This is a genomic window from Corallococcus caeni (assembly GCF_036245865.1).
Lineage (GTDB): Bacteria > Myxococcota > Myxococcia > Myxococcales > Myxococcaceae > Corallococcus > Corallococcus caeni.
In genome coordinates this window covers 429,122-445,387 of record NZ_BTTW01000007.1, presented here as the reverse complement: position 1 = coordinate 445,387, position 16,266 = coordinate 429,122, and the positions used below count along the sequence as shown (strand labels likewise).

At 72.3% G+C, this 16,266-nt stretch carries 1 protein-coding gene (running past one end of the window); it reads left to right on the top strand.

The window, feature by feature from the left end; translation table 11 throughout:
* The first annotated feature begins 215 nt into the window (after positions 1–215).
* A protein-coding gene (locus tag AABA78_RS28760) for a non-ribosomal peptide synthase/polyketide synthase (RefSeq protein WP_338267841.1) crosses the window boundary here: on the top strand, positions 216–16,266 show its 5' portion. It continues 16,343 nt past the right edge of the window; 16,051 of the gene's 32,394 nt are visible here — the first part of the coding sequence; it begins with the start codon at positions 216–218; its stop codon lies off the right edge, out of view.

Sequence of the window (16,266 nt, the reverse complement as noted above, 5' to 3'; positions counted from 1 at the left end):
TGTGACCAGACACCGGGCGTGGAGCGGAATTCCCGCGCTGTTCCCCTCTTCGTGCCTCCGCGCGCCCGAGCGGGCTGACAGCCAGGCCCCCGTGCGCAAATCGCTGCGGCCGTGTCGGAGGGCCTGTCTACTATCCCGCGCGCTCGCGAGCCGGGGAAGCCGTCACACCGCCTTCCCGTGCGTTCGCGAGTCCCCCTCCAAGGAGTCGCAGGCCCATGGCGTCCACCCCTGAGCAGAAGCGCGCGCGGCTGGCGGAACTGCTGCGCGAGAAGCGCCGCCCCACGTCGCGTGTCCCGGCGTCGTTCGGTCAGGAGCGCATGTGGTTCCAGGAGCGGCTGGCGCCAGGGCAGGCCGGGTTGAACCTGCTCTTTTCAGTGCGCCTGGCGGGACGGCTCGACGTGCCCTCACTGGCGGGCAGCCTGAACGAAGTGGTGCGCCGCCACGCGGTGCTGCGCACCACCTTCGTGGAGCAGGACGGCCGGCCGTGGCAGCGCATCGCGCCCGAACTGGACGTGCCCCTTCCCGTCGTGCCGGTAGCTGACGCCGAGGAGGCCTGGCGCCGGCTGCACGAGGAGGCCCGCGCGCCGTTCGACCTGGAGCAGGGGCCCCTGCTGCGCGCCGTGCTGTTCGCCGTCTCTCCGGCCGAACACCTGCTGCTGCTCGCGATGCATCACACCGTGTCCGATGGCTGGTCCATGGGCCTGCTGGTGCACGAGCTGGGCGTCGTCTACGAAGCCCTGGCTTCAGGGGGAACACCCGAGCTGCCCTCGCTGGCGTTGCAGTACGGGGACTTCTCCGTGTGGCAGCGCGAGGCGTTGAAGGGCGAGGCCCTGGAGGCGGCGCTCGACGTGTGGCGTGCGCGGCTGGATGCGCGGGCCGTGCTGTCGTTGCCCACGGACCGGCCCCGGACCGGACAGGCGGACAGCCGCGGCGCGACCGTGTCCTCGATGCTGCCGGGCGCGCTGATCCAGCGGCTCACGGCCCTGGCGGGACAGGAGGGCACCACCCTGTTCACCGTGTTGCTCGCGGGCTTCAAGCTGCTGCTCCTGCGCTACTCCGGCCAGGATGACCTCACGGTCGGCACGCCTGTCGCGGGACGTTCGCGCGCGGAGCTGGAGCCGCTGGTCGGGTTGTTCGTCAACACGCTCGCGCTGCGCACATCGCTCGCGGGGGACCCGTCGTTCCGCGCGCTCATCAGCCGCGTGCAGGCGACGTCGGTGGAGGCCTTCGCCCATCAGGACGTGCCCTTCGAGAAGCTGGTGGAGGTCCTCCAGCCTCCGCGCCACCTGGACGTGCCGCCGTTCTTCCAGGTGATGTTCGTCCTGCAGAACACGCCCCTTCCGGCCGTGCGGCTGCCGGGGTTGTCGCTGGACGCGCAACTCGTGGACAGCGGCTTCGCGCAGTTCGATCTGACCCTCTTCGCCTTCGAACAGGCTGACGGCCTGCGCCTCACCGCCGAGTACCGCACCGCCCTCTTCGAGGAGGCCACGATGGTGCGGCTGATGGGCCACCTGCGGGTCCTGCTGGAGGACGCCGTCTCACGGCCGGAGGCGCGCCTGTCGGAGCTGGCCCTGCTGGATGCGGCGGAGCGGCAGCGCGTGCTCCAGGCGTGGAACGGGCCTCGCGAGGCGCACCCGCGTGGGGTGCTGCTGCATCAGCTCGTGGAAGCGCAGGTGGCTCGCACGCCGGACGCGGTGGCCGTCACGTTTGGGGAGACGGCGCTCACGTATGCGCAGCTGGATGCGCGGGCCAACCAGCTCGCGTGGCACCTGCGGTCGATGGGGGTGGGGCCGGACGTTCGCGTTGGATTGATGCTGGAGCGGTCGCTGGAGCTCGTGGTGGCGCTGCTCGCGACGTTGAAGGCGGGAGGAGCGTACGTTCCCCTGGATCCGTCCCTGCCCGCGCGGCGGCTCGCGTGGATGTTCGAGGATGCCCGGCCCGCCATGGTGCTCCTCCAGGAGCGGCTGGCGGCGCGGCTGCCGGCCGGTGAGGCCGTGCCGGCGCTCTGGCTGGACTCCCAGTGGGCGGAGGTGGCGCGGCAGCCGTCCTCGGTGCTTCCTCCGGTGGGCTCCGCGGACGCCCTGGCGTACGTCATCTTCACCTCCGGGAGCACGGGGCGGCCGAAGGGCGCGATGAACGCGCACGCCGGCATCGTCAACCGGCTCCTGTGGATGCAGGGGGCGCTGCCGCTGTCGCCGGACGATGCGGTGTTGCAGAAGACGCCGTTCAGCTTCGACGTGTCCGTGTGGGAGTTCTTCCTGCCACTGATGACGGGCGCTCGGCTGGTGGTGGCGCGGCCCGGAGGACACCAGGAGCCGGACTATCTGGCGGACCTCATCGCCCGGGAGCGCGTCACCGTCACGCACTTCGTGCCGTCCATGCTCCAGGCGTTCCTGGACGCGTCCGGCCTTGAGCGGTGCTCGGCGCTGCACCGGGTGGTTTGCAGCGGTGAGGCGCTGGCGCTGGAGCTGGCCGAACGGTGCCTGACGCGGCTGCCCGGCGTCCGGCTGCACAACCTCTATGGCCCCACCGAGGCCGCCGTGGACGTCACCGCGTACGAGTGCGTCCGTGGGGCGCTCGGGCGTTCCGTGCCCATCGGGTATCCGGTGGCGAATACGTGGATCCGGCTGCTGGATGCGTCGCTGCGGCCGGTGCCCCAGGGCGTGCCCGGGGAGCTGTTCATCGGCGGCGTGCAGGTGGGGCGTGGCTACCTGGACCGGCCTGACCTGACCGCGGAGCGCTTCATCCCGGACGCGTTCAGCGACACGCCCGGGGCCCGGCTGTACCGCACCGGGGACCTCGCCCGGTGGCTGCCCGACGGCGCCATCGAGTACCTGGGCCGCACCGACTTCCAGGTGAAGGTGCGCGGGCTGCGCATCGAACTGGGGGAGATTGAAGCCGCGCTGGAGCAGCACCCCGCCGTGAGGCAGGCCGTCGTCGTGGCGCTCGCGGGCGTCACGGCGAGCGACACGCGGCTGGTGGCGTACCTCGTCGGCGGGGCGGACGTGCCGGGCGCGGAGGCCCTTCGGTCGTTCCTCGCGGAGAAGCTCCCCGAGTACATGGTGCCCGGTGCTTTCGTCCCGCTGGACGCCCTGCCCCTGACGGCGAGTGGCAAGGTCGACCGAAAGGCACTGCCCGCGCCGGACGTCGTCACGGCCGTGGCTCCCGAGTATGTGGCGCCGCGCACGCCCACGGAGGCGCGGCTGGCTTCGCTGTGGGCGGAGTTGCTGCGCGTGGAGCGCGTGGGCGTGCATGACGACTTCTTCGCGCTGGGCGGCCATTCGCTGCTCGCCACGCAGCTCCTTTCGCGCATCCGGGCGGCGTTGCAGGTCGAGCTGCCCCTGCGTTCGGTGTTCAAGACGCCCACGCTCGCGGCCCTGGCTTCGGTGCTGGATGAGGCGCAGGGTCGGATTACGGGTCTTCAGGCGCCGCCCCTGCGGCCTGTGTCCAGGGATGGAGAGCTGGCGCTGTCCTTCGCGCAGCAGCGCCTGTGGTTCCTGGATCAGCTCCAGCCCGGCTCCGTTGCGTACAACCTGCCTGGGAACGTGCTGTTGGAAGGCGTGCTCCACGTTCCCGCGCTGCGGCAGGCCCTGGATGCGCTGGTCCTGCGTCATGAGGTGCTGCGCACCACGTTCGCCACCGGGGCACATGGACCCGTCCAGCGCATCGCGGCCCAGGCGGCGTGCCCGTTTGAACTCGTGGACGTGGACGCGCTGCCGCCGAGCACGCGCGAAGCCGCTGCGCGGCGGAGTGGCATCCGATCCGTGGAGTGGAGCGCCCACGATCAACACGCGCGTGACGCGGGACAGCCAGATGACATCGGTGCCGTGGCGGCGGGCACACACGTGCAACGGTCCGGCGATGCGCGCGAGGCCCGGCTGAGGGACTTCATCTCCGAACAGGCACAGCAGCCGTTCGATCTAGCTCGGGGCCCCCTCTTCCGCGCGGTGCTCGTGCGGATGGAGGAGACGCGGCACGTGCTGCTCGTGCTCACGCACCACATCGCTTCGGACGGCTGGTCCACGGGGGTGCTCGTGCGCGAGCTGGTGGCCCTGTACCGGGCCTTTGCTTCCGGCGCGCAGGCTTCGCTCCCGCCACTTCCCATCCAGTACGCGGACTTCGCCGCGTGGCAGCGGCAGTGGCTCCAGGGGGAGGTGCTCAAGGCGCAGCTTGCGTGGTGGCGTGAGCAGCTCGCGGGAACGCCTCCGCTCTTGATGCTTCCCACGGACCGGCCTCGTCCTGCCGTGCAGACGTTCGCGGGGAACCTGCTTCCGGTGCGACTGCCCCGGAAGCTCATGGAGGGCGTGCATGCGGTGGCGAGGCAGTCCGGCGCCACGCCGTTCATGGTGCTGCTGGCCGCGTACCAGCTCCTGATGTCGCGGTATGCCGGGCAGGACGACGTCAGCGTGGGCGCTCCCATCGCGGGCCGCACCCGTTCGGAGACGGAGGGGTTGATCGGCTTCTTCGTCAACACGTTGGTGCTGCGTGCGCGCATCGACCCTCGCGCTTCGTTCCAGACACTGCTGGCGCAGGTGCGCGCCACCACGCTCGGCGCCTTCGAACACCAGGACGTTCCCTTCGAGAAGCTGGTGGAGGAGCTCCAGCCCGCGCGCGACCCGAGCCACTCGCCCCTCTTCCAGGTCACCCTCACCCTCCAGAACGCGCCCACCGCGGAGTGGCGACTGCCGGACCTCATGCTGCGCGAGCTGCCTCCGTCCTTCACGCCGTCGAAGTACGACTTCAGCCTCATCCTGGAAGAGTCTCCGGAGGGCTTCACCGGGAGCCTCCACTACAACTCCGACCTCTTCGACGCGGCCTTCCTCCAGGGGCTGATGCGGGGCTACGCCACGTTGCTGGAGGCGCTTCCCGCTCGGCTGGAGGTTCCGGTGGAGCTCCTGCCGCTCATGCCCACGGAGGCACGGCGCCAGGTGCTGGAGGACTGGAGCGGAGCTTCTGGCGTCCGGGACTTCTCCACGCGATCCATCCCGGCTCGCTTCGCGGAGCAGGTCGCGCGGACGCCGGACGCGGTGGCGCTCGTGTCCGAGGCCGGCAACCTGACCTATGCGCGGCTGGAGGCCCGGGCGAACCAGCTCGCGCACCACCTGCGCGCTTCGGGCATCGCGGAGGGCAGCCGCGTCGCGGTGCTGTTGCCCCGCTCGCCGGAGCTCATCGTTTCGCTGCTGGCCGTGCTCAAGGCCGGAGCGGCCTATGTCCCCATCGACCTGCATGCCCCGCCCGAGCGCAAGTCCCTCCTGCTGGAGCAGTCCGGGGCGGCACTGGTCATTACGCTGGAGGCGCTCGCGGATGAGCTGCCCTCGCTGATGACGCCGCTGGTGCTGCTGGACGCGGACGCGGACCGGGTGGCGTCACGTCCGCAGACCGCCGTGCCGGAGCAGCGCTCGGAGGGGGACCGGCTGGCCTATGTCCTCTTCACCTCGGGCTCCACGGGGACGCCCAAGGGCGTCTGTGTTCCGCATCGCGCCGTGCTGCGGCTGGTGGTGGACACCGGCTTCATGCGCTTCGGCCCGGAGGAGGTCGTCCTTCAGCTCGCGCCGGCGGCGTTCGATGCTTCCACCCTCGAAGTCTGGGGAGCGCTGCTGCATGGGGCCCGGCTGGTGCTGGCGCCTCCGGGCGAGCTGTCCCTCGCGCGCATCGCGGCGGTCCTCACCGAGCACCAGGTCACCACGCTGTGGCTCACGGCCGCCCTCTTCGAACAGATGGCCGTGCACCATCCGGAGTCGCTCGCCTCCGTGTCGCAAGTGCTGGCGGGCGGCGACGTGCTCCCGGCGTTTCGGGTGCGGGAACACCTGGCCCGGTTGCCTCCGGGTGCGGTGCTGATCAACGGCTACGGGCCCACGGAGAACACCACCTTCTCCGCCACCCACCCGATGCATGCGGGCGACGCGGTGGGGACCTCCGTTCCCATCGGGCGTCCGCTGCCCCACTCCACCGCCTACGTGCTGGACCCGGCGGTGCGGCCGGTGCCTCCTGGCATGCCTGGGGAACTGTACGTCGGCGGCGAAGGGCTGGCCTGGGGCTACCTCCACCAGCCCGCCCTCACCGCCGAGCGCTTCGTGCCCCATCCGTTCAGCACGACGCCGGGTGCGCGGCTCTACCGCACTGGCGACAGGACGCGCTGGCGCGCGGATGGCTCGCTGGAGTTCCTGGGGCGCACCGACTTCCAGGTGAAGCTGCGCGGCTTCCGCATCGAGCCGGGCGAGGTCGAGGCCGCCTTGCGCCTCCTGCCGGGTGTGCGGGAAGCCGTGGCCGTGGTGCGCGAGGACGTCGCCGGAGACAAGCGCCTGGTGGCCTACGTCGTTGGCGAGTCGCTGGAGGGGAAGGCCCTGCGCTCCGCGCTCCACGAGCGGCTTCCCGACTACATGATCCCCAGCGCCTTCGTGGTGCTGGAAGCCCTGCCCCTCAACGCCAACGGCAAGCTGGACCGTTCCGCCCTTCCCGCTCCCGAGGCGCCCGTGGTCTCCGGGGACCGGTACGTCGCGCCTCGCGACGCGGTGGAGGAACAGCTCGCCGCCCTCTTCGCCGAGGTGCTCCACCTGGCTCGCGTGGGCATCCACGATGACTTCTTCGACCTGGGGGGCCACTCCCTGCTGGCCACGCAGGTGGTGTCGCGCGTGCGCTCGACGCTGGGCGTGGAGCTGCCGCTGGGCGACCTCTTCGCCGCGCCCACGGTGGAGACGCTCGCGGTCCGGGTGGCGGCGCTGCGCTCGCGGGGCGACTCCCGCCCTGGCACTCCGCCGCTCGTGGCGGTGCCTCGCTCCGGCCCCGTGCCGCTCTCCTACGCGCAGCAGCGGTTGTGGTTCCTGGATCAACTCCAGCCCGGCAGCGCCTTCTACAACGTGCCCGGCATCCTGGTGCTCGACGGAGCGCTGGATGCCTCCGCGCTGGAGCGGTCCCTCCAGGCCCTGGTGCGGCGCCATGAAGTCCTGCGCACCACGTTCGCGTCCGAAGGGGACTCGCCGGTCCAGCGGCTCCACTCCGATGGGACGCTCACGCTGTCCGTCGTCTCGCTGGAGGCCACTCCCGAGGACCGCCGCGAAGCCGAGGCGCACCGTCACGCCGCCTCCGAGGCGGCTCGGCCATTCGACCTGGGCACGGGGCCCCTCGTGCGCGCCGTGCTGCTGCGGCTGGAGCCACGGCGTCACTGGCTGCTCCTCACGCTGCACCACATCGTCTCCGACGGTTGGTCCATCGGGGTCTTCGCGCGCGAGCTGGGCTCGCTGTACCGAGCCTTCGCTGCCGGACAGGCTCCGGCGCTGGCGCCCCTGCCCCTCCAGTACGCGGACTTCGCGGTGTGGCAGCGCTCCTGGCTCCAGGGGGACGTGCTCCAGGCCGAGTTGGACTGGTGGCGGGCGCAGCTCCATGGCGCGCCCACCGCGCTGGAGTTACCCACCGACCGGCCACGCCCCTCCGCGCAGTCGTTCCGGGGGGCGTCGCTTCCCGTGTCGCTGTCCACGGGCGTGTCCGACGCGGTGAAGGCGCTGGCGGCCCGGGAAGGCGCCACGCCGTTCATGGTGCTGCTCGCGGGCTTCCAGTTGCTGCTGTCTCGCTACTCGGGGCAGGACGACGTGCTCGTGGGCTCCGCCATCGCCAACCGCAACCGCGCGGAGACGGAGGGGCTCATCGGCTTCTTCGTCAACACGCTGGTGCTGCGCGCGCGCATCGACCCGGGGGACTCGTTCCGGACGCTGCTGGCCCAGGTGAAGGCGACGACGCTCGCGGCGTATGCCCACCAGGACCTCCCCTTCGAGAAGCTGGTGGAGGGCATGCAAGGCGCTCGGGACCTGAGCCGCTCTCCGCTGTTCCAGGTGGCGTTCACGTTCCAGAACGCCCCCGTGGCAGCGCTGGACCTTCCCGGCCTGCGCCTGGCGCTGCGGGGCGGGGCCATCACCACCGCGAAGTTCGACCTGGACTTCAGCCTCCAGGAGCGGGACGGCGCGTTCAGCGGCGACCTCAACTTCAGCACCGACCTCTTCGACCCCGCCACCGTCAACCGGATGATGGCGCACTTCGAGGTGTTGCTCGGCGCGCTCACGGCCCGCCCCGAGGCGCCGGTGCGGGAGCATTCGCTGCTCAGCGGCGAGGAACGCCAGCGCGTGCTCGGGGACTGGAACGCCACGCACCGTCCGATGATGCCCCACACCGTGCCGGAGCTGTTCGCGGCCCAGGTCCTGCGGACTCCCGACGCGGTGGCCGTCCAGCACGAGGGGCGGGTGCTCACCTACTCGGCGCTGGCGGCGCGGGCGCGGCGGCTGGCCCTGCGCCTGCGAGCCTCCGGACTCAAGCCCGAGGCCCGGGTCGCGCTGTGCGTGGAGCGGGGGCTGGAGCTGGTGGTGGGGATGCTCGGCATCCTGGAGGCGGGCTGCTGCTATGTGCCCATGGACCCTGCCTATCCGCGCTCCCGCCTCGCGTTCATGTTCGAGGACGCGGGTGTCGCCGCGGTGGTGGGCCAACGGGAGCTGCTGGACGCGCTCCCCGCGCACTCCCTGCCCACGGTGTACCTGGGGCCGGACACGGAGGAGCCCGGTCAGGAACCGGCGCCCGCTTCCGAGGACGTCGCCGTGCGGCCGGAGCAGCTGGCGTACGTGCTCTACACGTCGGGCTCCACGGGCACGCCCAAGGGCGTGGGCATCACGCACCACTCCATCGTGCACCTGGTGCGGGACACGAACTACGTCCAGCTGGGGCCGGACGACTGCATGGTGCAGGCGGGGACACCGTCGTTCGACCTGGCCACCTTCGAGGTCTGGGGCGCGCTGCTCAACAGCGCCCGGCTCGTCATCCTGCCGCGCGAGGTGACGCTGGCTCCGGCGGATCTGGCGCGCACGCTGCGCGAGGTGGGCGCCACCACGGCCCTGTTCGCCACGGCGCTGTTCCACACCGTGGCGCGCGAGGTGCCGGACGCGTTCGCCACGATGCGCACCGTCATCTACGCGGGTGAGGCCGCGAACGCGGATGCGGCTCGCGCGGTGCTGCGCGCGGGGCCCCCGGGCCGGCTGGTGAACCTGTACGGCCCCACGGAGTGCACCGTGGGCGTCACCACGCACGACATCGTGGACCTGCCGGAGCACGCGACGTCGGTGCCCATCGGCCGGCCGATGACGCGCGTCCAGACGTACGTGCTGGATGCGCAAGGGCAGCCCGTCCCCGTGGGCGTCCCAGGCGAGCTGTACCTGGGCGGTGAGGGACTGGCCCGGGCCTACCTGGGCCGCCCCGCGCTGACGGCGGAGCGCTTCGTCCCTTCACCGTTTGGCGACGTGCCGGGGGCTCGGCTGTACCGCACGGGCGACCGCGTGCGGTGGCTGGCGGATGGGACGTTGGACTTCCTGGGCCGCATGGACACGCAGGTGAAGCTGCGCGGCTTCCGCATTGAGCTGAGCGAGGTGGAGGCCATCCTCCGGCAGCACCCGTCGGTGAAGGCAGCGGTGGCCGGGGTGAACGCGGATCGCCTCGTGGCGTGGTACGTGCCGGGCGCTCCTGTGGAAGCGGCGGAGCTGCGCGCCTTCGTCTCCGAACGGCTGCCCGCGCCGCTGGTGCCCTCCGCGTTCGTGTCGCTGGACGCGCTGCCGCTCACGCCCGTCGGCAAGGTGGACCGCAAGGCCCTGCCCTCTCCGGATGCGCGCTCGGTCGCCAGCGGGCCCGTGGCTCCGGAGCGGATGACCCTCTTCCAGCAGCGCATCGCCACGCTGTTCCAGGAGCTGCTCGGCCTGGAGTCGGTGGGGCTGCATGACGACTTCTTCGTCATCGGGGGTCACTCCCTGCTGGCCACGCAGCTCGTCTCCCGGCTGCGTTCGACCTTCGGGGTGGAGCTGCCGCTGCGCGCCCTCTTCGATGCGCCCACCGTCGCCCGGCTCACGGAGCGGGTGGAGGTGCAGCTCCTCTCGCGCGTCGCGGGCCCGCGCATCCCGGCGCTCGTCGCCACGTCGCGGGACCGGGATCTGCCGCTGTCCTTCGCGCAGCAGCGGCTGTGGGTGGTGGAGCAGCTCCGTCCGGGCGGCAGTCACTACAACATCGCCACCGCGCTGCGGCTGGACGGCGCGCTGGACGTGGAGGCGCTGCGCCGCGCCCTGGAGCTCGTCGTCTCCCGCCACGAAGCCCTGCGCACCACCTTCGCGATGAAGGACGGACAGCCCCTTCAACGGGTGCACGCGGCGGGCGCGTGGGAGCTGCCCGTCACGGACCTGACCACCGTGCCCCGGGAGTCCCGCGAGGACGAAGCCCAGCGGCGCTCAGTGGAGGAGGCCGCGCGGGCCTTCGACCTGGGCAGGGGCCCCGTCCTGCGCACGCGGCTGCTGCATCTGGAGGCGCGGGAACACCTGTTGCTCCTGTGCATGCACCACATCGTCTCCGATGGCTGGTCGCTGGGCGTGCTGGTCCGCGAGGTGGCCGAGGGCTACGAGGCGTTCGCCTCCGGCCGGACGCCCGTGTTGCCGCCGCTGCCCGTGCAGCCCGCGGACTTCGCCGTGTGGCAGCGCTCCTGGCTCCAGGGGGAGGTGCTGGCGCGGGAGGTGGCGTGGTGGAAGCAGCACCTCACCGGGGCGCCCCTGGTGCTGGAGCTGCCCACGGACAAGGCGCGTCCGGCGCTCCAGTCCACGAAGGGGGCACTGCTTCCCGTGCACCTGCCGTCGGACTTGGTGGACCGGCTGGTGGCGCTGGGCCGCTCGGAAGGCGCGACGCCGTACATGGCGCTGCTCGCGGTGTGGCAGGTGCTGCTGTCGCGGTACTCGCGGCAGGAGGAGCTGCTGGTGGGCTCGCCCATCGCGGGCCGCGGCCAGTCGGAGCTGGAGGGGCTGGTCGGCTTCTTCGTGAACACGCTGGTGCTTCGCGGGCACGTGCGCCCGGGGGACTCGTTCCGCGCACTGCTCGCCCAGGTGCGGGCCACGGCGCTCGCCGCCTTCGAGCACCAGGACCTGCCCTTCGAGAAGCTGGTGGAGGAGCTTCAGGTGCCTCGCGACCTGAGCCGCAATCCGCTGGTGCAGGCGGTGTTCGCGCTCCAGAACGCGCCCACCGGCGAGCTGAAGGCACCGGGGCTCACGCTGCGACCAGTGCCCGTGGACAACGCCACCGCGCGCTTCGACCTGGGCCTGCTGCTGCATGAGGCGCCGGACGGCCTGCGCGGCGTCGTCGAGTACAGCACCGACCTCTTCGAGCGTCCCACCGTGGAGCGGCTGGCCGGCCACCTGCGGACGTTGCTGGACGCCGTCGTCGCCGCTCCGGACGTCCCCCTGAGCCGCCTGGAGTGGCTCACGTCCGCGGAGCGCGAGCAGGTGCTCACGACCTGGAACGCCACGGGCGTGGACTACCCGCGCGAGTCGAACGTCGCGGAACGCTTCGCGCTCCAGGCCGCACGGCGTCCGGAGGCCATCGCGCTGGAGTTCGGGGACGCTCGGCTGACGTACTCGCAGCTGGAGGCCCGGGCGAATGCGCTGGCCTGGGTGCTGCGCTCGCAGGGCGTGGGGCCGGATGCGTTGGTGGCCGTGTGCCTGGAGCGCTCCGTGGAGCTGGTCGTCACGCTCCTGGCCATCCTCAAGGCGGGTGGTGCCTACGTGCCCCTGGATGCCGCGTATCCGGCGCGGCGGCTGGCCCTCATGGTGGAGGACGCGCCGCCCCGGCTGCTCGTCACCACCCGAGCGCTGCGCGCCTCGCTGCCGGCCGCGGAGGGCGTGCCGTGCGTCTTCGTGGAGGAGCTGCGCCTGGAGGGGCAGCCCTCCTCCGCTCCGGACGTGGCCCTCTCCTCGCGGAACCTGGCGTACGTGGACTTCACTTCCGGCAGCACCGGCCGTCCCAAGGGCGTCGCCGTGGAGCACCGGGGCGTGCTGCGGCTGCTGCACGGTGCCAGCTGGGCCCGCTTCACTCCGGACGAGACGTTCCTGCTGATGGCGCCCCTGTCCTTCGACGCGTCGACGCTGGAGCTGTGGGGCCCGCTCCTGTCCGGCGGCAGGCTGGTCGTCTTCCCGCCCCAGCCTCCCACCGACCTGGAGCTGCTGGGACAGGTCATCCGCCGTCACGGCGTCACGTCGCTCTACCTGTCCGCGGGCCTGTTCGCGCAGGTGGTGGACGTGAAGCTGGAGGTGCTGCGCGGGCTGCGGCAGCTCATCGTGGGCGGGGACGTGCTGTCCCCTACGCACACGCGCCGCGTGGTGGAGACGCTGGGCCTGCCGGTGGTCAACGGCTACGGCCCCACGGAGGCCACCGTCTTCGCCTGCTGCCTCCGCATGGAGCGACCCGAGGACGTCCGGACGGAGGCCATCCCCATCGGGCCTCCCTTGCCGAACACGCGGACGTTCGTGGTGGACGGCTCGCTGCGGCCGGTGCCCGTGGGCGTGCCGGGGGAGCTGCTCATTGGCGGGGACGGGCTCGCGCGGGGCTACCTCTCCCGCCCGGACATCACCGCCGAGCGCTTCATCCCCCACCCCTTCGCCACCACGCCCGGAGAGCGCGTGTACCGCACGGGCGACCGCGTGCGCTGGCGCGCGGATGGGAGCCTGGAGTTCCTGGGCCGCATCGACAGCCAGGTGAAGGTGCGCGGCTACCGCGTCGAGCTGTCCGAGGTCGAAGCCGCCCTCCGGGACTGGCCCGCCCTCACCGACGCGGCCGTGCTCGTGCGCGAGGACGTGCCCGGCGACAAGCGGCTGGTGGCCTACGTGGTCGCGGGCGTGCTGGACGTCCCCGCGCTGCGCGAACACCTGCGGCAGCGGCTCCCCGAGTACATGGTCCCGGCCGCGTTCGTCCCGCTGCCCGTGTTGCCCCTCTCCGCCACCGGCAAGCTGGACCGTCGGGCCCTGCCCGCGCCAGACGTCACAGCCAGTGCTCGCAAGGGCCGGTTCGTGGAGCCCGCGGATCCGCTGGAGGAACAGCTCGCCGCCCTCTGGGCCCGGGAGCTGGGTGCCCGGAGCGTCGGCGTCCACGACCACTTCTTCGAGGACCTGGGCGGCACGTCGCTCACCGTGGTCCGCGTCGCCAGTCGGCTGCACGAGGCGCTTCAGCGCGATGTGCCCGTGGTCTGGCTCTTCGAACACCCCACGGTCCATGGACTGGCCCGGCGGCTGGAGCGGGAGGGGCTGAGCGCGCGCGCGGCCACCGTGCCCACGCAGTCCGTGTCCTTGCCTGAGCTGTCCGTTCCCACTGCCGCGCCGGTGCCGTCCGCGCACGCGACGGACGGGACGGCGGCGCTGCCGTCGAACGCCATCGCCATCATCGGCATGTCCGGGCGCTTCCCCGGTGCCGCATCGGTGGAGGAGTTCTGGCGCAACCTGCGCGAAGGCGTGGAGTCCATCTCCCGCTTCACTCCCGAGGAGCTGGAGTCCATGCCCGGCCTGCCTCCGGGCGTGGAGCTGTCACAGCACCCGGGGTTCGTGCCCGCCCACGGCGTGCTCGCGGACATCGACCAGTTCGATCCCGCGTTCTTCGACATGTCCCTGCGCGAGGCGCAGTGGACCGACCCGCAGCAGCGGATGTTCCTCCAGTGTGCGTGGGCCGCGCTGGAGGACGCGGGCCTCGACCCCGCGCGCTTCCCCGGCGTCATCTCCCTCTTCGCGGGGGCGAACGAGTCCGGCTACGCGAACGAGGTGCAGCGGCACCTGCCGTTGGACTCGGCGGCGTTCTTCGAGCTGTTCGGCACCGCGACCTACCAGAGCCTGCCGACGAAGGTGTCCTACAAGCTGGGGCTCACCGGCGAGAGCATGCTCGTGTACACGGCGTGCTCCACCGGGCTCGTGGCGGTGCACGTCGCGTGTCAGAACCTGCTGTCCGGCCTGTCGGACGTGGCGCTCGCGGGCGCGACGCGGCTGTCGGTGCCGCAGCGCACCGGCTACGTGCACCAGGAGGGGATGATCTACTCCCCGGACGGCCACTGCCGCGCCTTCGATGCGAAGGGCCAGGGCACCGTCTCCGGCAGCGGCGTGGCCGCGGTGGTGCTCAAGCGGCTGGAGGACGCGGTCCGCGACGGCGACCCCATCCACGCCGTCATCCGAGCCACCGCCGTCAACAACGACGGGCGCGACAAGTCCGGCTTCACCGCGCCCAGCGTGCAGGGCCAGGCGGCCGTCATCACGCAAGCGCTGCGTCGCTCGGGCGTGACGGCGCGGGACATCGGCTACGTGGAGGCACACGGGACGGCGACGCCCCTGGGCGACCCCATCGAGGTCGCGGCGCTCCAGCGCGCCTACGGCCTGGGGCCCGAGCACCGGGGCACCATCGCGCTCGCGTCGCTCAAGACGAACGTGGGCCACCTGGACACGGTGGCGGGGCTCGCGGGGCTCATCAAGGTCGCGCTGTCGCTGCGCGAGGAGGAGCTGCCCCCCAGCCTCCACTTCGAGTCGCCGAACCCGCGCATCGACTTCGACGCGGGGCCGTTCTTCGTCAACACGCGCTTGCGGCCGTGGCCTCGGGGGAAGACGCCCCGGCGCGCGGCGGTGAGCTCCTTTGGCGTGGGCGGGACGAACGCGCACGCCGTGCTGGAGGAGGCCCCGGCAGCCCGGAGCGGGCCCACGTCGCGCTCGCACCAGCTCTTCGTGCTGTCCGCACGCTCGCCGGAGTCCCTGGAGGCGGGAGCGCTGGCGCTGGCGTCGCACGTGCTGGCGGACCGGTCTCCTGAGGCGCTGGAAGCGGCGTCGTTGAAGCTGGCGGATCAGGTGCTGTCCGCGCGCTCGCCAGAAGCGTTGGAGGCGGCGGCGAAGCAACTGGCGCTGCGGGTGCTGTCGGCGCGCTCGCCGGAAGCGCTGGAGGAATTGTCGGCCCGGTTCTCCGTGGACGTCGCGAGCGATGCGAGCGGGTTCGCGGACGCGGCGTACACGCAGGCCGTGGGACGGCGGGGCTTCGAATACCGGCGCATGGTGGTCGCGAGGGATGCGGCGGACCTGGCGAAGCAGCTTCGCAAGCCTGCCACGCCCGCGCGGTTGAAGGACGTGGAGGGAGCCCGCCGGAAGCGGGTGGCCTTCGTCTTCTCCGGCCAGGGCTCACAGCAGGTGGGCATGGGACGGGAGCTGTGCGCGTCCGTGCCGGCGTTCCGCGCGCAGGTGGAGGCGTGCCTTGGGTTGCTGGACGCGCCCCTGCGCTCGCGGGTGGAGGCGCTGCTGCGTCCTGGACCGGGCCAGGAGGCCGAGGCCTCCGCCGCGCTCTCCGATACGCGCGTCGCGCTGCCGGCTCTGTTCACGGTGCAGGTGGCCCTGGCCCGGCTGTGGCGGGAGTGGGGCATCGTCCCGCACGCGGTGCTGGGACACAGCTTCGGTGAGTACGCCGCCGCCTGTGTCGCGGACGTGCTGTCCCTGCCGGAGGCCCTGCGGCTGGCCGTCGCGCGCGGGGAACTGATGCACCGGCTGCCTCCGGGCGCGATGCTCGGAGTGGCGCTGCCGGCGGCGGAGGTCCAGTCCCTGCTTTCCGGCCGCCTGACGCTCGCGGCGATCAATGCGCCGGACCGGTGTGTCGTCTCCGGGCCCGTGGACGAGGTGGAGCGCTTCCAGGCTGTGTTGCAGCAGCGCAAGGCGGGCGCGGTGCGCATGCCGTCGGGTCATGCGTTCCACTCGGCGGACGTGGAGCCGTTGATGGGAGAGCTGGCGCGCGTGGTGGCTTCGCTCCAGCGGAGTGAGCCCTCCGTGCGGTACGTCTCCAGCCTCACGGGCGCGCTGGCGCGGCCTGGGGAGCTGAGCGCTCCGGACTACTGGGCCACGCAGATGCGGCAGCCCGTGCGCTTCACCGACGCGCTGGGGGCCCTGCTGGAAGAGGGCTGCGGCGTGCTGCTGGAGGTGGGGCCCGGCCAGGATCTCACCCCGCTGATGCGCGCGTGCCTGGGCGAGGACAAGGAGCGCGTGAAGGCGCTCGCCTCGCTGCGCCGGGGCGGTGCGACGACGGAGCAGTCGGGGCTGTTGCAGTGCGTGGGTGAGCTGTGGATGCAGGGCCTGGAGCTGGACTGGACCGCGTTCTACGCCCACGAGCAGCGCCGCCGCGTGCACCTGCCGACGTACGCGTTCCTGCGCAAGCGCTGCTGGGTGGAGCCTCGCGTCCAGGGCAATCCCTCCGTGGACGCTGGCGGTCCCGGACACGGCGTCGCGCAAACGTCCGCGGCGCATCACCTCGCCGAGGCTGGGGCCCGGACGGAGGCCCTGTCCTCCGCCTCCAGGGCCGTGCCCGCCACGGAGGCAACGACACCGAAGCCGGCGGTTCCCGCTTCCTCGGGGGCCGCTCCGGCCTCGCCTGCGCTCCCGGTGGATGCGTCGGCGGGCCAATCCTCGTCCTCCGCGTCCAAGGCCG